18 protein-coding genes, 1 tRNA gene and 1 pseudogene are annotated in these 17,181 nt (G+C 61.0%); 10 read left to right on the top strand and 10 right to left on the bottom strand.

Features of this window, described 5'->3' with window-relative positions; genetic code table 11:
- Positions 1–73: 73 nt before the first annotated feature.
- The 5 genes from GS429_RS17860 to GS429_RS17840 all read right to left on the bottom strand — a co-directional run bounded on the left by GS429_RS17860 (position 74) and on the right by GS429_RS17840 (position 4,780).
- Positions 74–1,021 carry a homoserine dehydrogenase gene (locus GS429_RS17860; RefSeq protein WP_160066708.1) on the bottom strand — a complete coding sequence of 316 codons (948 nt, stop codon included), beginning with the start codon at positions 1,019–1,021 and terminating at the stop codon, positions 74–76.
- Positions 1,021–1,575 carry an amino acid-binding protein gene (locus tag GS429_RS17855; RefSeq protein WP_160066706.1) on the bottom strand — a complete coding sequence of 185 codons (555 nt, stop codon included), beginning with the start codon at positions 1,573–1,575 and terminating at the stop codon, positions 1,021–1,023. Before GS429_RS17855 ends, GS429_RS17860 begins: the two co-directional genes overlap by 1 nt.
- A 202-nt stretch (positions 1,576–1,777) precedes the next feature.
- The gene (locus GS429_RS17850) at positions 1,778–2,176 is read right to left on the bottom strand and encodes a NifU family protein (protein WP_160066704.1); all 399 of its coding nucleotides are present in this window, start codon (positions 2,174–2,176) and stop codon (positions 1,778–1,780) included.
- Positions 2,177–2,237: 61 nt separating this feature from the next.
- Entirely contained in the window at positions 2,238–3,644 is a 1,407-nt protein-coding gene (locus GS429_RS17845) for an LVIVD repeat-containing protein (RefSeq protein ID WP_160066702.1), read from the bottom strand.
- Between the two features lie 164 nt (positions 3,645–3,808).
- Positions 3,809–4,780 (bottom strand): ROK family protein, encoded by a 972-nt coding sequence (locus GS429_RS17840; protein WP_160066700.1) that lies wholly within the window; start codon positions 4,778–4,780, stop codon positions 3,809–3,811.
- 149 nt (positions 4,781–4,929) lie between these two features.
- Here GS429_RS17840 and GS429_RS17835 point away from each other — a divergent pair, with 149 nt between their 5' ends.
- Positions 4,930–5,358, top strand: coding sequence for a hypothetical protein (locus GS429_RS17835; protein ID WP_160066698.1), 429 nt, complete (start codon positions 4,930–4,932; stop codon positions 5,356–5,358).
- Positions 5,359–5,394: 36 nt separating this feature from the next.
- On the opposite strand, the gene GS429_RS17830 is transcribed toward GS429_RS17835, so the two are convergent.
- Together GS429_RS17830 and GS429_RS17825 are read right to left on the bottom strand one after the other, a co-directional pair.
- Positions 5,395–5,859: a universal stress protein gene (locus tag GS429_RS17830; RefSeq protein WP_160066696.1), complete on the bottom strand. Its 465-nt coding sequence runs from the start codon at positions 5,857–5,859 to the stop codon at positions 5,395–5,397.
- 206 nt (positions 5,860–6,065) lie between these two features.
- Positions 6,066–6,524: a universal stress protein gene (locus GS429_RS17825; RefSeq protein ID WP_160066694.1), complete on the bottom strand. Its 459-nt coding sequence runs from the start codon at positions 6,522–6,524 to the stop codon at positions 6,066–6,068.
- A 150-nt stretch (positions 6,525–6,674) separates the two neighbouring features.
- On the opposite strand from GS429_RS17825, the gene GS429_RS17820 reads away from it, so the two are divergent.
- The 9 genes from GS429_RS17820 to GS429_RS17775 all read left to right on the top strand — a co-directional run bounded on the left by GS429_RS17820 (position 6,675) and on the right by GS429_RS17775 (position 14,182).
- Positions 6,675–7,415, top strand: a complete 741-nt coding sequence (locus GS429_RS17820) for an SDR family NAD(P)-dependent oxidoreductase (RefSeq protein ID WP_160066693.1) — start codon at positions 6,675–6,677, stop codon at positions 7,413–7,415.
- A 343-nt stretch (positions 7,416–7,758) separates the two neighbouring features.
- On the top strand, positions 7,759–9,021 hold the full coding sequence (gene tuf, locus GS429_RS17815; RefSeq protein ID WP_160066692.1) for a translation elongation factor EF-1 subunit alpha: 1,263 nt from the start codon (positions 7,759–7,761) through the stop codon (positions 9,019–9,021).
- Positions 9,022–9,330: a 30S ribosomal protein S10 gene (gene rpsJ / locus GS429_RS17810; RefSeq protein ID WP_008160457.1), complete on the top strand. Its 309-nt coding sequence runs from the start codon at positions 9,022–9,024 to the stop codon at positions 9,328–9,330.
- 223 nt (positions 9,331–9,553) lie between these two features.
- Positions 9,554–10,237 carry a rhomboid family intramembrane serine protease gene (locus GS429_RS17805; protein WP_160066691.1) on the top strand — a complete coding sequence of 228 codons (684 nt, stop codon included), beginning with the start codon at positions 9,554–9,556 and terminating at the stop codon, positions 10,235–10,237.
- 192 nt (positions 10,238–10,429) lie between these two features.
- Positions 10,430–10,501: transfer RNA gene (locus tag GS429_RS17800), tRNA-Ala, on the top strand.
- 168 nt (positions 10,502–10,669) lie between these two features.
- Positions 10,670–10,912, top strand: a complete 243-nt coding sequence (locus GS429_RS17795) for a DUF7563 family protein (protein WP_328821466.1) — start codon at positions 10,670–10,672, stop codon at positions 10,910–10,912.
- Positions 10,913–11,430: 518 nt separating this feature from the next.
- Positions 11,431–11,715, top strand: a complete 285-nt coding sequence (locus GS429_RS17785) for a hypothetical protein (RefSeq protein WP_328821465.1) — start codon at positions 11,431–11,433, stop codon at positions 11,713–11,715.
- A 334-nt stretch (positions 11,716–12,049) separates the two neighbouring features.
- Positions 12,050–12,313, top strand: a complete 264-nt coding sequence (locus GS429_RS17780) for a hypothetical protein (RefSeq protein ID WP_160066689.1) — start codon at positions 12,050–12,052, stop codon at positions 12,311–12,313.
- Positions 12,314–12,718: 405 nt separating this feature from the next.
- Positions 12,719–14,182 (top strand): sensor histidine kinase, encoded by a 1,464-nt coding sequence (locus tag GS429_RS17775; protein ID WP_160066688.1) that lies wholly within the window; start codon positions 12,719–12,721, stop codon positions 14,180–14,182.
- Positions 14,183–14,598: 416 nt separating this feature from the next.
- Here GS429_RS17775 and GS429_RS17770 read toward each other — a convergent pair whose 3' ends face one another.
- From GS429_RS17770 to GS429_RS22285, 3 genes and pseudogenes are all read right to left on the bottom strand, one after another.
- Complete coding sequence (locus GS429_RS17770) at positions 14,599–15,597, bottom strand: IS110 family RNA-guided transposase (protein WP_160066687.1); 999 nt, start codon at positions 15,595–15,597, stop codon at positions 14,599–14,601.
- A 255-nt stretch (positions 15,598–15,852) separates the two neighbouring features.
- Positions 15,853–16,641, bottom strand: coding sequence for a hypothetical protein (locus GS429_RS17765; RefSeq protein ID WP_160066686.1), 789 nt, complete (start codon positions 16,639–16,641; stop codon positions 15,853–15,855).
- 173 nt (positions 16,642–16,814) lie between these two features.
- Positions 16,815–17,181 (bottom strand): annotated as a pseudogene (locus GS429_RS22285) (IS4 family transposase); the annotation flags it as partial.

The raw sequence follows: 17,181 nt of genomic DNA, 5'->3' as shown, positions 1-17,181 counted from the left end.
ACCAACCTTCAGAACGTCAAGCCTCGAGGCCCCAGCTCCTCGCCAACTCGGGGACTCGCGTTACCCAGCCGTCTCACAGCGGCGGCAGTCGGCCGACATCCGAAAGCACCGCCGTCGCCGTCTCCGGACCGCCCGCACCGCGGCCGCTCGAGTGCAGCGAGCCGGCGTTCCGCGTCTCGATTTGGACGATATTTCGGGTGCCGGTCACCGCCAGCGCGCCGTTTTCGGGGACGAGTCGCGGCCCGACGCGGACGCCGTCGCGGGTCGCCTCGCCGATCAGCCGGATGGTCCGGCCGTCCTCTGCGGCGAGGTCGAGTGCGCTGCCCGGAATCGACTGAATGCCCTCGACCGTCGCGTCCTCAAGTGCGAAGCCGCCGTCAGCGAGGACGTTCGCGAGGATAACGAACTTGAGCGCGGCGTCGGTGCCGTCGACGTCGAAGGTCGGATCGGCTTCCGCGACGCCGAGATCCTGGGCCTCCGCAAGGACGTGTTCGTAGTCCAGCCCCTCCGCGGCCATCCGCGTGAGGATGAAGTTCGCGGTGCCGTTGAGAACGCCGCGAACCGCGGTAACGGCCTGGGGCGTGGAGTCTTCGATCGTCGAGAGCACTGGAATCGCCCCGCCGACCGTGGCTTCGAACCGGATCGAACCCGCGCTGTCGGCCTCGAGCGCGCGCAGTTCCTCGTACCGTTCCGCGACGGGGCCCTTGTTCGCGAGCACGACGTGTCGGTCGGCCTCGAGCGCCCGTTTCACGTGCGAGAAGCCGGGTTCGGCGTCGTCCAGCGTCGTCGGCGTCGCCTCGACGAGGACGTCGTAGTCGCTCTCGAAGACGGCGTCGTGGTCGCTCGATCCGAGCGCGTCGCCGCCGACCTTGCGCTCGAGCGCGCCGTCGATGTCGATCCCGCCGGGATCGACCGTCGCCGTCGTGGAATCGGCGAGTGCGACCACGTCGTGGCCGTACTCGCCGGCGAGGTCGGCGACCGAGCGGCCGACGTCACCGGCACCGAGAATTGCGAGTCGCATCAGGCCTCACCTCCCAGCAGCGGTTCGACGACGGTCAGTTCCTTGTCCGAACCGATCGATCGGATCGCTTCGAGGGCCGCGTCGGATCGGCCGGAGTCGATCGCGAGCCGGATTCGGGCGCTCGAGACCGCTTCGGTGCCGTCGGGTGCGGACAGCGAGAGGTCCCGGACGACGGCGCTGGCCTCGCCTTCGATTCGCGAGAGCGTATCCGAGAGATCGTTTTCGACGAGGTCGCCGACCAGGACGACGTTGACCTCCTCGCCGTAGTGCTCGGCGCCGGCCTGAATGACGTTGACGCCGGCGTCACGGAGCGCGTCGACGATCCCGTCGAACCGCTCCGGCGGACATTCCAGATCGACCTCGACGGGGATGTGTCCGCGAGGGGTGATGTTACCGCGTTCGTGATGGATACTCAGCAGGTTGCCTCCGTTGTCGGCGATGGGCTCGAGCGTCCGGAGCAACTCGCCTGGTTCGTCGACGAGTTCGAGGCGGACGGTGTAGGCGCGAACGCCACCGTCCGTCTCGGCGTCTTCCTCAGCGGGCTTATCAACCATCGCCGTCACCTCCTGCTTGCGGGCGTCCACACGTTATCATGCTATACGACTCCGTAACGGGGGCGTAAAAGGATATAGGACTTCCCAAAACTCTCCGTCCCTGTTACCGTCCCGCACGGCGGCGCGACCGGCTGGCGCTCGCATCGGTTCTCGAGACGGAGTCGCGAACGACACCCGAACTCGACGTTCGAATCGACAGCCGTTAGAGGTGGTCTTTGCCGGGATTCGACGACCCCCAGTCGCCGCGACCCCCTTCGGTTCGGTCGACGCCCATGATCGACTCGGCCTGGTCGGGACCGCCGAGGCTCTCGCGAGCGTCGGGGACGCGGACGGTGACCTCGTCGATTTCGGGCCATTGGATGAGTTCGGCCTCGATATTGCCCGTCGTGACGTCGCTCACCGAGCAGCCCTTGCAGCCGCCGCCGAGTTCGACGATCACTTCGCCAGTCTCGGGATCGGCCTCGCGGACCGCGCTCGTCCCGCCGTGCATCTGAATGATCGGCATCTCGCGGCTCAGCCAGGCCTCGACGCGCTCGCGGAGCGACGAGTCGCCGTCGGCAGCGTCAGCGTCGACGTCGGATACGGCGTCGGAATCAGTCATCATTCGGACTACGGGCTCGAGCGATGAATAAGGTTTTGACAGCTGATAGCATCCATCAGTATCAATCCTGACGATTGCGGGCGGCGAGCGCTCGTCGTCGGCGCAGCCACCCGAGGGCTGCCGCGCCGCCGAGGGCTCCGGCGGCGGTGAGTCCGGTGAATCCGGGAACCGAATCGAGCATCCCCGTCGACGCCTCGGGCTCATCGTCGTCACCGACGTCGAGCGGGAAGGTGTACAGCCCGCCTTCAGTGTCCGCACCGGGGATCAACGGCGTACTGCTCGCGATAACCGTCTCGCTGGATTCGGCGACCCGCGCGGTCCAAAAGCCCGCGCTGTCGGCGTCGCGCCAGTGGGCGAGTTCCTCCGGGTCGGCGGGCTCGCTCACGTCGTGGACTTTCACGCCGCCCTGATACCACGACGAGTAGAGTCGACCGCCGCGAAGCTCGAAGTTGTGTGCGGTCGTCCACATCCCGCCGTAGTAGGAAGCGTCCTCGGCCTCGGGTGCGTCGATCGAGGCCCGGAACTCGGGTTCGGCGGGGTCGCTCACGTCGTAGAGGTCGATCCCGCCCGGCCCGTCGGGCTCCTCGCCACCCGTTTCCCAGGCCTCCCGGCCGACCGCGAGGAGCTCCCCCGCGTCGTCGACTGCCGAGTAGTGATCGTTGCCCGGCAGCCCCATCTGGGCCTCCTGATCCTCGAGGCCGCGTTGCTCCTCGAGATCAGTGTCGATCACCCGCGAGAGGTACTCGGGTGCGGTCGGATCGCTGACATCGAGCAGGTAGGTTCCCGCGTTCCAGTGGGCGAGATACGCGATCTCGTCGTGGACGTAGACGTCGTGGAGATAGCGGGCCAGCCAGTAGATCTCGCCCCACTCCGGTTCGTGTTCGACGAGCGACCAGCGGCCGACCTCCGCGGGGTCGTCGTCGCTCACGTCGAAGACGACGAGCGGGTTCGCCTCGGTGTCGTTGGCGACGACGTAGAGCAAGTCGTCCTCGAGAAAGCAGTTGTGGATGTGGTAGCCGGTTTCGTACGGCTCGCCGACGGCGACCGGATCGGCCGGATCGCTCACGTCGTACAGCACGAACCCGTGGAAGACGTCTTCGGAGACTCTGTTCGCCGGTCCGACGACGGCCAGCCGGTCGCCGTCGACTTTCACGTCGAGGATGTCGTTGAAAGGAACGCCGTCGACCTCGAGTTCGGGTCGGTCGGCGAGCACGGTCGGCTCGGACGGGTCGCTGATATCGACGGTCGCGAACCCGGTCGTCGTCGCGAGATACGCCGTCTCGCCGCCGTCGCCAACGACGGCTTCCGCAGCGCCGGTGATGTCGACGCGACCGAGTGGTTCGTACGCGTCCGGGTCGGACGCCGCGGCGTCCGAGTTGGCTGCAGACGAGGATGCTGCAACTGAATTGGGGAGGGTCAGGGTAATTCCGCCGGCTCCGGCGGTTCGAAGGAGGTCTCTCCGCTGCATAGGGACACCACGGTCCGATCAGTGAAGTAACGCAGGGTTGGGAGAAACGGACGACCACGCGAGGGCGACAGGTCTCGTTGTACGTGCACTGCTGTCACAGGCACAGCTACGCCGGCAGCTACAGCACAGCTACGCGGACAGCCACAGCACAGCTACGCCGACAGTCACAGCCGCTGGCGGTCGCCCGTCCCACCGGTCAGCGCGCTGGCGAGTGCCCCCTCGAGGACGACGTCGTCGCCGAGATCGGTGACGCGGATCTCGGGGACGTTGGTCATCACCATCTCCGAGACGCGTTCGCGGATGGGGTCGACGACCAGTTCTTCGTTGTGTAAGGCGACGGCGCCGCCGAAGGAGATGACGATCGGCGCGAACGCGTGGACCACGTTCGTTACGCCGATCGCGTTCCAGTGGGCGAGCTGTTCGATCACGTAATCGGCCAGTTCGTCGTCGCCGGCCAGTTCGAAGACGTCCTTCGCCGTGAAATCGGGCCCCTCGAGGGGGAGGTCGGTCGCGATCGTCGGGTCGTCCTCGGCCAGCAGCCGGGCGTAGTCGGGAATCGCGTTCCCCGAGCAGTAGGCTTCCCAGTGGCCCTCCCGGCCACAGCCACAGGTCAACCGCCCGCGCGGATCGACGACGTAGTGTCCGACCTCGCCGGCGTTGCCGTCCCAGCCGCCCATCACGCTGCCGTCACAGCAGACGCCGGCACCGATCCCGGACGAAATCGTGAGATAGACCATATCGTCGGGGTTGCGGTCGGCGTGAAACCGCTCGCCGATGACGCCGGCAGTGGTGTCGTTGTGGAGGTGGACGTCATCGCTCCGGATCAGTTTCTCGATCGGGCCCGTCAGGGGGATCCGATCGATCGAATCCGGTAGGTTTGCGGGGTCGATCACCGCGCCCTCCGCGAGGTCGAACGGGCCGATCGAGCCGATTCCGGCCGCGACGATCTCCGTGGGTGCGATACCGGCGTTTCCACACGCCTCGCGAAGCGTCCGCAGAATGCCCTCCGTGACGTCGATTCCCGTCGGCCCGCGCGGCGTCGAACGGCGGCTCGAGCCGATCGTCGTCCCGTCGTCCTCGGCGACGATCGCCCTGACGTTCGTCGCCCCGAGGTCGACGCCCGCATAGTAGTCCATGCTGTCCTAGGGACGACCGTCGCCCTACTTAACTACACATATCGTACTCGGCGACGAGTAATCCTTGTAATAGGTTTCGCTCAGACTCGAGGGACGCGTCGAACCGCGGACGGCGACACATGTATGGCACTAACTAGCATAGATTGGGTATGGCCACCGACGACTCGTCCCCCGAGACCGAATCGGAGCCAGTTACTGCGCTCAGTGACACCGAGTGTGGCGCGCTCCACGAGGTCGAACTCGGCCTCGAGTGGTTCCAGCGCGCCCAGGGGTCTCTCCTCGAGTTCCACCACGCGACGGGCCACGGGATGGACCACTTCCGCGAGGCCGAAACCCTGCTCAGGGCGGTCGGACACGACGACCTCGCCGACGCCATTCGAGACGACCTGTTACCCCACGGCGTCGTCGACGGGGACCGCTGGTCGTACGACGTCGTCGAGAACTACCAGGAGACGTTACTAGCGGAATCGAAGTCGCTCGAGCGACGCGTCCGGCGAGAACTGGCCGACGGGGAGCGACACGTCCGAGAGCGCCGGCAAGAACGGGAGTGGAAAGGGCGGTCGCGGGACCGCCAGTGACGCGAGTGTGATCGGTTGCGGATGCGACTCGTGCGACTACTCCATTACGTCCAGATCGCGGAAGTAGGTAACCGGACAGGGGGCCTGCAGGATAATTTCCTGAGATACGGAGCCGAGGACGGCCTTTTCGGCGGGCGAACGCCGTCGTCCGCCGACGACCATCCGATCCGCGTCGACCTCGATCGCCATGTCGACGACCTTACTGCCGACATCGCCGAGCGCCCCGCGAACCTCGTAGTCGACGCCGGCGTCCGAGAAGATTTCTTCGAGATCCCCGACCGGCGCGCGTCGGGCGGCGACCTCGTCCGGATCGACGTCCTCGGCGCGAGCGTCGAACCCGAGGTCGTCGCGGATCTCTTCGTACTCGTCCGCCGTGAACGCGTGACCGATCACGACCGTCGCATCGAGCGGGTCCGCGATCTCGAGGACGGTTTCGGCGAGTTCTTCGGCGCGGACGGTATCCATCGGCCCGACTGCAAGCAGTATCGTATCGATCGCCATACCAGTATAGAGGTCGTGCCACTCGCTTAAGCATTCTCGTCGTTACAGTATTGCGAGCAGTCCCGATACCGCCACGCTCAGCCGGTATGGCTGGCGGTTCAGTGCAACCGGACCGAGTGACACTCATACGGATTGCTGTAACTAGTTACCGCCGATCACCGACCTCGTCCCTGGTGATCGGCGGTAATTGACTACAGTAAACCGTATCAGTTGTCGTCGCTCCGGACGAACGTCGCCGGGCACGGTGCCGACAGCAGAACCTCCTGTGCGGTCGATCCGAAAACGGCTTTCCCGGTCGGGGACCGCCGTCGGCCGCCGACGACGACCCGGTCGGCCTCGACGCTGGTCGCGAGATCGACGATCGTCGGCCCGTGTTCGCCGACGCCGCCCCTGATCTCGTACTCGATGTCGTGCTCGTCGAGCGCCCCTTGCAGGTCGATAATCGTCGAGTGACGACGCGCGACCTCGTCCGGTTCGATCTCGTCTACGCTCCGATCGAACTCGAGTCGCGTGAGCACGTCGTCGTACTCGCTGCTCGTAAAAACGTGCGCGAGGACGACGGTCGCATCGGCCGGCTTCGCTACCTCGACGACCGCATCGGCGAGTTCGTCGCTTCGATCGGCGTCACCGGGACCCACAGCGAGCAACACGGTTTCCAGCGTCATACTGGCGACTAATCCCCTCGAGTACCGTAAATCCACGTTCCGTTGTGGCGACATATTTGGCTGCGACCGTCTTCTGTCGCGAATCACCCGCCGCAGCGAGTGCCGGTCCGATCGTTTTTTCCACGCGGTCACTGTTTCCCGAGACACCTCATGAAGGGACCAGACCTTTCCGAACGGACGGTACTCGTGACGGGGAGTGCGAAAGGCGTCGGCCGCGAACTCCTGCTCGCGACGGCCGACTGTGGCGCGAAGACGGCCGTACACTACCACACGAGCGCCGATGCGGCCCGCGAAGTGGCGGCCGAGGCCGAATCGCGCGGCGCGAGCGAGTCGATGACGATCCAGGGCGACGTCACCGATCCCGACAGCGTCGACGGTCTCTTCGCCGCCGTCGAGTCGGAACTCGGATCGGTCGACGTCCTCGTCAACAACGTCGGGGACTTCGCGCCCGCCCACTGGGCGGATCTCGAGTTCGAGACCTGGAACCGCGTGCTCGAGACGAATTTCAACGGCACCTATCTCTGTTCCAAACGCGCGCTCCCGACCATGCGCGAGAACGGCTACGGCCGGATCGTGAACATCGGCTACGCCTCGAGCGAACAGGGGCTCGTAAGTCCGACGAACTTCCCGTACTTCGTCGCCAAGGCAGGAGTGTTGATGTTTACGCGCATGCTCGCGGCCGACACGCAGGATGATGGAATTACCGTCAACGCCATCTCGCCCTACGTTGTCGAGAACTCCGACGAGTTCCCCGACGAACTCCCCCGCGGTCGACCCGCGAGCTTTGACGATCTCGTCCAGCCCCTGTACTTTTTCCTCGATCCGGCAACGGAGTACGTCAGCGGGGAGAATATCGAGGTAGACGGCGGTTGGTTACCCGAGACGGTGTGATCGGCAGAGATACGCGTACGCGCAGTATCTAAAATGAACTTCGTCGGATATCGGCAGTTGGTCCGCCTTCTCCTCGATTGATCTATCAGCGCTGAAACCACACCCGTCCCGCCGCGACCGAGGCCGTTACCTGGGAGAACCCGACCGCTCGAGCCGCGGCTTGCCGATCATGGCGGCGTCTTCGTGGGGTCGGTGCTGGCTCCTGACCGAACTTCCCACACCGTGTGAATGCTAGCCAAACCGCAAGAAGGCGTCGGGATGGGCAGAATACGCTTTCGAAATGGTTTTAACCGCAACGAGACAAAGAGACCGATATAAGCGCCTCTGCGCGTGAGCTACAACAATGAGCGAACAACACCAGAACCTGGCCATCATCGGCCACGTTGACCACGGGAAGAGTACGCTCGTGGGACGCCTCCTCTACGAGACGGGGAGCGTACCAGAGCACGTCATCGAACAGCACCGCGAAGAAGCAGAAGAGAAAGGCAAGGGCGGATTCGAGTTCGCCTACGTCATGGACAACCTCGCCGAAGAGCGAGAGCGCGGTGTCACCATCGACATCGCCCACCAGGAGTTCTCGACGGACGCCTACGACTTCACCATCGTCGACTGTCCCGGTCACCGCGACTTCGTGAAGAACATGATCACGGGCGCATCCCAGGCGGACAACGCCGTCCTCGTCGTCGCCGCTGACGACGGTGTCGCGCCCCAGACCCAGGAGCACGTGTTCCTGGCTCGTACCCTCGGTATCGACGAACTCATCATCGGCGTCAACAAGATGGACGTCGTCGACTACAAGGAGGACACCTTCGACGAGGTCGTCGAGGAAGTCAACCAGCTGCTCAAGCAGGTTCAGTTCCAGACCGACGACGCCTCGTTCATCCCGATTTCGGCGTTCGAGGGCGACAACATCGCCGAGGCCTCCGACAACACGCCGTGGTACGACGGCGTCACCCTGCTCGAGGCCCTGAACAACCTCCCAGAGCCGGAGCCACCGACGGACGCACCGCTCCGACTCCCAATTCAGGACGTTTACACCATCTCCGGCATCGGTACCGTCCCAGTTGGACGTATCGAGACCGGTATCATGAACATCGGCGACAACGTCTCCTTCCAGCCCAGCGACGTGGGCGGCGAAGTGAAGACGATCGAGATGCACCACGAAGAGGTGCCAAAAGCCGAGCCCGGTGACAACGTCGGATTCAACGTCCGCGGCATCGGCAAGGACGACATCCGCCGCGGTGACGTCTGTGGCCCAGCCGACGACCCACCAAGCGTCGCCGAGACGTTCCAGGCTCAGGTCGTCGTCATGCAGCACCCCTCCGTGATCACGGCCGGCTACACCCCGGTCTTCCACGCCCACACGGCTCAGGTCGCCTGTACGATCGAGTCCATCGACAAGAAAATGGACCCATCGAGCGGCGAGGTCGCCGAGGAGAACCCCGACTTCATCCAGTCGGGTGACGCTGCGGTCGTGACGATTCGACCGCAAAAGCCCCTCAGCATCGAGCCATCCAGCGAGATCCCAGAACTCGGGAGCTTCGCCATCCGCGACATGGGTCAGACCATCGCGGCCGGGAAGGTTCTCGAGGTCCACGACAAATAAATGCAGCAGGCACGCGTTCGACTCGCGGGCACGAGTCCAGACGACCTCGACAACATCTGTGACGACGTCCGCGAGATTGCGAACAACACCGGCGTCAACCTGAGCGGTCCGATCCCGCTGCCGACGAAGACCCTCGAGGTGCCGACCCGGAAATCGCCTGACGGCGAGGGTACCGCCACGTGGGAGCACTGGGAGATGCGCGTCCACAAGCGCCTGATCGATCTGGACGCCGACGAACGCGCACTCCGCCAGCTCATGCGCATTCAGGTGCCAAACGACGTCTCGATCGAGATCGTCCTCGAAGACTAACGGCCGATCGCGATCGGTGTACGGTTTCACCGTTTTCTTCGACCGCTGTATGAGAGCTACAGCACGGTCAGTTCTCGGTATTCTCGTTGCTCTCGTCGTTTTCGCTGCTCTTGTCGCTCTCGTTTCCCGTCTTCCCTCTGATCCCCGTCGCGTCTCGCCGCTCTGGTTTCTCGTCGTGCAGGTCGCCGCAGGGACTTTTGGTGCTTGCCGCCCCAGTGGTCGTATGGCGGATCGATCGCAGCCGCGGTCGCGGTCGGGAGTCAGCGGTCAGTCCGGGCCCGGTACCGATTCCGGGTCGGCCACCGACGGCTCGAGCAGCCCCATCTTCGAGCTTCTGGTGATCTTCGTCGCAGTTTTCGTCCTTCAACAGATGACGGCGATGATCGGCATCGGGGTGATGACCGGCCTATTCGTTCTCGCTCCACCGCTGACGACTAATCCGTGGACGATCGTGACGAGCGTTTACGCCCACGGCAATCTCGGCCATCTGGTGTCAAACAGCCTCGCACTGATCGTCTTCGGCTGGCTCGTCGCTCGAGCGACGACGCGACTTCGCTTTCACGCCTTTTTCCTCGCGACCGGGGCAGTTGCCGGCATCTCCCAGATCATTCTCAGTGGCCTCCTCGAAGGGATGCCCGTCATCGGCGGTTGGTTCGAACAGGCTCCCGTTCTCGGAGCCAGCGGTGCCGTTTTCGCACTGCTGGGATATCTCATCGCCTCGAACCGACTGTCGGCCGGACTGGCTTCGTTCGTCGACGTCCCCGGCTGGCTGGCCGCAATCGTCTTCGTCGGACTCGCGGTCGCGGTGACGCTGGCGACCGCCGCTCCGGGGGTTGCGCTGCTCGCCCACTTCACCGGATTTCTCCTCGGACTGCTCGCCGGCCGTGCCCGCGTGTTGAACGTGTGACAGCGGCTCGAGGCGCGTAATCGCTGATACGGTCACCTGTACGTCGTCGGCAACGGTGACCCATCGACGGCCTGTGGCCACACGGGAACTCGGCAGGGCAGTCCGCACGAGTCCGGTTCGGTCGTGCTGATCGTCCACTACCCGTCCGCGAAACACAAGCTACAAATAGAAACCGGGGTTAGGAACGTGCGAGGGCTCGTAGATCAGTGGTAGATCGCTTCCTTCGCAAGGAAGAGGCCTCGGGTTCAAATCCCGACGAGTCCATCAGAATTTTGTAACGTTTCGAGTTACGCCGATAGTCGCTGTCTTAGCGGCCGACTCAGAATTATGCAATAGCGATTCGCACGTAGAAACCCCCTCTCAAAACCGAGTGATTGCTGGCGCGGGATTCGGGTCCACGCTGTCACGCGATTACAGCGAAGGAAACGGGTGGTGGTCGGCGTGACGATCGCCCCGTGGCCGTCGGCCAGCAACGAAACGACGTGCCACCACTGCGGCGCGTACGTCACCGATCAGTTCTGCCGCGTGTACGGCGACAACGACGATCAGGCCCACCGCTGCGGTGAGTGTGACAGCTACCGTCGGTTGACTCGAGGGTCCGCCGCTGGGGTCGACGTTTCGATTCCCGATCCGGAAACGTCGCTCGGGCGCCACGGAGGTGAGCCCGATGTCTGAGTTCGTCCCGGCGAGTCGGCTGTACAATGTCGAGAGTCGGACGCCCATCGCCCATCCGGCCCATCAAGCGACCGACGACGATGTTCGTCGCGCGCTCGAGGGCGATCGCGAGATTCGAGCCGACGGCGGTCATTGTACAGACGGTACTAATCGAGAAACGACGGGTATAGAGTGGGTTCCTCATTCAAGCAACTTCCAAGAAAATTCGCAGCATGGACAGCGGCATTCTTGGAGTTCACCGAAGTCGAGAGTATCACGGTCGACAACCTCTATTTCATCGAAAAGACATTCTGGACAGCGCATAATAGACCAAATCCCAATCGTCTATCTCTCGGGTTCATTCTTTATTTCATTACCCAACTGGTTGGGCTTGTTACGATCACTACATACGGGAGGTGACCGATGAGCCGGCTCGTCGAGTCCGATGAGTGCGAGCGGTGTGATACGACGGTCCCCGCGACCCGTCGTCTCTGTCCCGACTGTGCTCGAGAGATTCGCCGAGCGCGGGGTGGTCCGCTGTGAGTTCCGTCTCCGATCACGACGACCGCGACCTCGAGGCCGAACTCGAGAGCACGGGTGCCGGAAAGGTCGGCATTCCCGTTGATGCGATCTGCGTGGGCTGTGGGCGGAGCCGAGTCAAGCGTGCAAATCTCGAGGAGATCAGGCAGAATCCCCAAATCGATCCGACGACGCTCGACGCGACGGAACTCACGTCGTTTAAACACGTCTGTCACCCGTTCGGTAGTGCGACGTGGTGGAATCCGGCAGCGATTCTGACTGAACTGCTCGAGAGTACAAGCTAGCGGGGACCAGGAGTAGTGTCGTTGCCGACAACTACCGTCCAACTGAGACATTCGGAAACTCCTCGCTACCAATCGAGATAATTCCAACGTCAATAGCCGATCTCGGTTGCTCCGTCCGATTGACACACCACCCTTGGATGGGGAGCTCCGATGTCGGTCCACCACCGACATCTTCTACGAGAACGTGAGGGTATCAGAGAATGGTCCGCATGTACTCTCTGTGACTACTTCGGCGAACGGTAAGTACAGGATGTACAATGACCAAAGTAGAATATCTCTCCACAAACACTCGACACAAACAGACTTATGGGTTATCTCACCTAATCCCAGATAGATGGTTCCCGATATTGAAACGGACGGTGGGACGACCGAAATGAGCCGAGATGAGAACGTAGAAATGCCCCGAAATGCTGTCAAGGACGGTGTGTTAGATGCTATTGGAACCGTTGCCCTCCTTGTATTTTCACTTTTGGCGCTCTTCATTGGTGTAAGAGGTTTTTTCATCGATTCCTCAATGGCTATCAGCGGAGGATTCGTTATTGTTTCTTGCCTGCTGGCCGCAGCAGCATTCAATCTTATCCCACCTTTCCGCGATTAACATCGCGTAATTATAACAGAAAATTCTAAGCGGTCAATACGCACGTGTAGTGAGTAGATGGTTCACTACATTCAGCGTGAAACAAACAGAGTCGTCGTGCTGCACTAATGCTCTGGATTCAGCACGCAGTTTCTGACAGAATCTGAGTAGAACGTTCAGTTGCTGCTGAATACAGAGCGCAAATGTGGCATAGGCTGGGAGCCATCTGTGAAGAGGTACGACCGATCAGTACATGGTGAACTCATCGTGAAAGTGTGATAGTTCGTGAAAATATAGACCTGAATATAGACGATGTAAAACTGTCTCAGTGGATTCATCCATGACCGCCACCTATCTCCTGGATGTCAAAAGATTGTCAAATAGTGCCCATCATGTATATTTACGTGAAGACACTCGATAGCCGTAATGGCTGATTCTGAGCAGGCGAACAGTCCTGAACTCCCTCTCGAGGAGTATCGGATGCTCGTCGAGTGTTCAAATGACATCGCGACGATCACGAAACCGAACGGCGAGATTACATACGTCAGTCCGTCCGTACGACGCGTTCTCGGATACGAACCCGAGGAGCTGATCGGGGAGATCGGATACGATTACCAGCACCCCAGCGACTGCGAGCGAACCGCCGAGGCCTTCGAGGCGCTCGAGGCCGATCCCGAAACCCCACAGGCCGTAGAGACCCGGTTCCGACGCGCCGACGGTTCCTGGTGCTGGATCGAAGCCACGATTCGCAAGTACCCGGGAACTGACGATGGCCAGCGAATTCTCGTCAACAGTCGAGACGTCACGGGTCGAAAGCGCCGAGACGAGGAGATGCAGACGCTAGCCCGGGAGTACAGAACGCTGCTGGAAAACGTCCAGGACGCGATTTTTCTCGTCGGTGTCGAGCACTCGGAAAGAGATGTCGAATTCCGCTTTGAACGACTCAGCCCGTCGTACGAGTCCACGACCGGCCTTACAACAGAGGAATTCAAGGGAAAGACCCCGCGAGAGGTATTCGGAGAGGAAGTGGGGGCGGAGGTCGAAGCCAACTACCGCCGCTGTGTCGAGCGGTGCGAGCCGATCACCTATCAGGAAGAACTCCCGATGCCGGAGGGAACGATCGCCTGGCAGACGAAACTCGCCCCGGTGGGCGTCAGCGGGGAAGTCAGCCAGATCATCGGCATCGCACGCAATATCACCGAACTCAGAGACCATGAACAGCAACTCACAGAACAGCGTGATAATCTCGACATACTCAACCAGGTGTTGCGCCACGACATCCGCAATGAGCTTCAGCTTGTGACCGCCTACGCAAATACGATTGCGGACCGTGTCGAGGGCGATGACCTGACATACGTGGAGACGATCCAAGAGAGCGCCGAGCGGGCGGTCAAACTGACCGAGACCGCCCGTGATATGTCCGAAGTGATGCTCACGGATACCAGCAATCTCCGGGAGGTCGACCTCCAGATCGTTCTGAACCGGGTTCTCAGGGACGTTCGATCGACCCACTCCGACGTAATCATCACGGAGGAGGGATCAGTCCCGTCGGACACTGTACTGGCTAATGATATGCTTGATTCCGTGTTCCACAATTTGCTCACCAACGCCGTCCATCACAACGATCAGGATGTTCCCGAAGTGAGCGTCACCGCCAGCGAACGCGAGGACAGCATCGTGGTCCGGGTCGCCGATAACGGGCCCGGCGTGCCCGATAGTCAGAAAGAAACGGTCTTCGGGAAAGGCGAAAGGGGCCTCGATAGCCCGGGAACGGGACTTGGTCTGTACCTCGTCGAGTCGCTCGTCGACATCTACGGTGGCGACGTGTGGATCGAGGATAACGAACCCCATGGAGCAATCTTCGTCGTCGAACTCCGGAAAGTACAGTGAACGAGGATATATTGTCTCGAGCCAGCACTGGTCTGTGGTCGACTGTCCGCTCCGGTTACCTCCGGAACCAGCGTTTGGTAAACTCCTCGATAGTTACCGTCCGAGTCTGATGGACCTATTGGCGAAATTCGCAGTATCACTGATTTATTGGTTCAGTTAATTCGGTAAGAAATAAACGAGGGCCTCGTGCTGAATCACCCTCTGTATTCACCTATGGAAATTCTGCCGATTGATCAAACCACGTTTGCCAAGATAATTCTTCGGGCGACAAGGACTTGCTGTAGTTTTCTGGCGTTGAATCGACAACCGGCGAACCGATAGCTACTGAAACAGCCATCAGGCGGGGGACTTCTTGTTTGCGAGAGCAGTCACTCACGCTGCCACCAACCGGCCAATGAGCGCCGCCCCGGCGGCGCTCAGGCACTCACCCCTGGTGGATCGTACACCTCCTCACGGTCCAGCATGTGATACATTGAAACCAGCAACTTCCGAGCGGTTGCGACAATCGCTGTTTTCGAGTTCTTCTTTCGAGCTAACCGGTTGTAGAACCGGCTAAGGTACTCGTCTTCGCACGTATGTACCGCTGAGTACGACGCTTGAACGAGCAGCCACCGGACTCGTCCTGACCCTCGTTTCGAGATGCTCCCCTCAAACCGCGAGTCGCCAGACTCGCGGATTATCGGGTTCAATCCAACGTAACTTACGACCTCCTTGTCCCGGTCAAACCGGTGGATCTCTCCCAATTCCGCGTAAATCGTCAACGCCGTAAAGTAACTCACACCGGGAATCGTCATCAGGAGCTGGGTCTCCTTCAGAGACCCAGCCCGCTCCTCAATCTCTGCTTCCAACGACTCAATCTGTTCAGTGAGCGTCTGAATGATCTCTAGATACGACTCCAGCAATGCATCCCACGGTGCCGGGAGCGAGAGTTCCGCTAGGAACTCTCGTCCCTTCACACTCAGTGGTTTCACCTCCTGAGTGATCCCGTGATCACTCAACAAGCCATGGATCTTGTTCGCGTACTCGGTCCGGTTCTCGACGAGCTTCTGGCGCCCGCGCACAAGTGCGCGGGCTTGCCGAACCTCGTCGGTTGGAACGTAGCTTTCTGGAACCGAGCCTAACCGAAGCATTCGAGCGAGTTGTTTCGCGTCAACGCGGTCAGTTTTCTTGTCCGAGTCAGAGATCAGCTTCAATTCGCCAGGATTGGCGACGGTTACATCCAGATACGCTGAAAGCGTATCATGGATGTGGTAGTAATTGCTGGTCGCTTCAAGCGCGGCTTTGGATCCAGCGTACTGCTGGGCGAAGTCGTCGAGGTTCGCGTTTTCGACGCGAACCTCTTCGACGATCTCACCGTTTTTGTCCAGTACTGCGATCTGTGAGTACCGCTTGTGTACGTCGATTCCAATGAACATTGGACTCACCTTGGAACGCTGGTGCGTGAAACAGAGATTCACCTATACGGGCTTTCCCGACTGCCGCCAGGAGCGGCAGTCGGGCTGTGATGCCCAGGACTCGGCTTCCTACGCACTCGGACCAGTCAGCACCACGTGCTCTCAGGCACGGAATACAGCTCGGTCTCTTGCGTCCCATACTTGTTTCACGCTCTCATGGGCTATAGCAGAATTTCCATCGAGTCAGCAGATCGGTCTTATCAGGTCCAATGAGTTTCAACGAATCTCGTTGACCCAACCGGGTCGAACCGTAACATCATCGAGCGATTCAGAAACCTCGTACTCGTAGCTCGTCGTCCACGTCTCGCCGCGCTCGAGGAGATAGCCGCCCCAGGTTTCGGCATCGACTCGCTCGAGCGTGACGTTCGCGTATCGTAACTGGGCGTCGTCATCGATGTGGACCTCGCCGTCGGTATCGGCGACATACAGCTGATCGCGCTCGGCGGCCACGTCACCGACTGCGGTCCAGCCGGTCTTCGGTTCGTGGACCTCTAGAGCCGAGCCGTCGGCAGAGGTTGTTCCGGTCTCCTCGAACGCGGTCATCTCGAGTTGCGAGTGCGTTAGCGTATCGGGGAACGTGTGATCGGTGGCGCTGGTTGCGTTCTCGGCGGCCGTCGACTCGACGATCACGCTCGGTTCGTCATCGTACTCGTAGCGGACGTCTCCGTCAGTCTCTGCGAGTCGCTCCGCGAGGTGCGCCTCGTTTTCGGCGACGATTTTTGTGTACTGTCGATCGTTTCCGGTCCAGTAGTGATCGTAGGTTACCTCCTCGAACGAGAGAATCTGCCGTTGTTCACCGGTTGACGCGTCGACAATCGATTTCCGTGAAAAGAACGGCGAGTCGTCGACTGAGACGGACTCGGCAACTGCGAATGTGCCGTCGAGTTCGCTCGGTTCCGCGGGGGAGGACGCGGTTGCAGCGGCGGGCGTATAGAGGGCGAGTATCCCACCCACAGCGAGGATCAGCAGGGCGATCGCCACGACGATAACGTACCGTCTGTCCATGACAGATATTCAAAATACACAACAAAAACATACCGGAATATTCTCGCTACTCGACAGTGTAGAAAACTAACTATGATCTGAGACAATTTAGTCCTCCTGTGTAGTTAGCTGGTGGTTCACCGATTTCGGCGTGAAACAAACAATGGCTCTGTGCTGCACCCATCTGTGTCCGGTTAAGGCCATACCTCCGTTTTGAAGGCTTGAGCCACCTGTTTATTCAAGGTGAGGCGTGATCTCTCTGGTTGGCGAGCCTCATGACGCACCAGTTCAGGAAGATTCGGGGGTGGATGGCCCAGAGCAAGTGCGAGATCTGCAAGCACTGGCTGGGCGACCGACCGAAAGGTCGTCGCCCAGCGTTCTTCTGGATACTCAACGTCGGGTTCAATCTCCTGAAACACCGCTAACAAGGCTCTGCTGACCAGAAGCGTCAGCAGAGCCGCCGTCACGAGCAACTCTGCAATCGCTTTATCTCCTGTCTCGAACTTCTCCAGCCCGTACCGTGACTTCAATTCTCGGAACAGTAACTCAACCTTCCATCGC

Origin of the sequence: Natronorubrum halalkaliphilum (assembly GCF_009834785.1) — an archaeon.
Taxonomy (GTDB): domain Archaea; phylum Halobacteriota; class Halobacteria; order Halobacteriales; family Natrialbaceae; genus Natronorubrum; species Natronorubrum halalkaliphilum.
This window is presented reverse-complemented; position numbering and strand designations above follow the sequence as displayed.

Coding starts and splice junctions, on each gene's coding strand:
- GS429_RS17860 (WP_160066708.1), bottom strand. CDS start 1,021: ATGCGACTCGCAATTCTCGGTGCCGGTGACGTCGGCCGCTCGGTCGCC.
- GS429_RS17855 (WP_160066706.1), bottom strand. CDS start 1,575: ATGGTTGATAAGCCCGCTGAGGAAGACGCCGAGACGGACGGTGGCGTT.
- GS429_RS17850 (WP_160066704.1), bottom strand. CDS start 2,176: ATGACTGATTCCGACGCCGTATCCGACGTCGACGCTGACGCTGCCGAC.
- GS429_RS17845 (WP_160066702.1), bottom strand. CDS start 3,644: ATGCAGCGGAGAGACCTCCTTCGAACCGCCGGAGCCGGCGGAATTACC.
- GS429_RS17840 (WP_160066700.1), bottom strand. CDS start 4,780: ATGGACTACTATGCGGGCGTCGACCTCGGGGCGACGAACGTCAGGGCG.
- GS429_RS17835 (WP_160066698.1), top strand. CDS start 4,930: ATGGCCACCGACGACTCGTCCCCCGAGACCGAATCGGAGCCAGTTACT.
- GS429_RS17830 (WP_160066696.1), bottom strand. CDS start 5,859: ATGGCGATCGATACGATACTGCTTGCAGTCGGGCCGATGGATACCGTC.
- GS429_RS17825 (WP_160066694.1), bottom strand. CDS start 6,524: ATGACGCTGGAAACCGTGTTGCTCGCTGTGGGTCCCGGTGACGCCGAT.
- GS429_RS17820 (WP_160066693.1), top strand. CDS start 6,675: ATGAAGGGACCAGACCTTTCCGAACGGACGGTACTCGTGACGGGGAGT.
- tuf (WP_160066692.1), top strand. CDS start 7,759: ATGAGCGAACAACACCAGAACCTGGCCATCATCGGCCACGTTGACCAC.
- rpsJ (WP_008160457.1), top strand. CDS start 9,022: ATGCAGCAGGCACGCGTTCGACTCGCGGGCACGAGTCCAGACGACCTC.
- GS429_RS17805 (WP_160066691.1), top strand. CDS start 9,554: ATGGCGGATCGATCGCAGCCGCGGTCGCGGTCGGGAGTCAGCGGTCAG.
- GS429_RS17780 (WP_160066689.1), top strand. CDS start 12,050: ATGGTTCCCGATATTGAAACGGACGGTGGGACGACCGAAATGAGCCGA.
- GS429_RS17775 (WP_160066688.1), top strand. CDS start 12,719: ATGGCTGATTCTGAGCAGGCGAACAGTCCTGAACTCCCTCTCGAGGAG.
- GS429_RS17770 (WP_160066687.1), bottom strand. CDS start 15,597: ATGTTCATTGGAATCGACGTACACAAGCGGTACTCACAGATCGCAGTA.
- GS429_RS17765 (WP_160066686.1), bottom strand. CDS start 16,641: ATGGACAGACGGTACGTTATCGTCGTGGCGATCGCCCTGCTGATCCTC.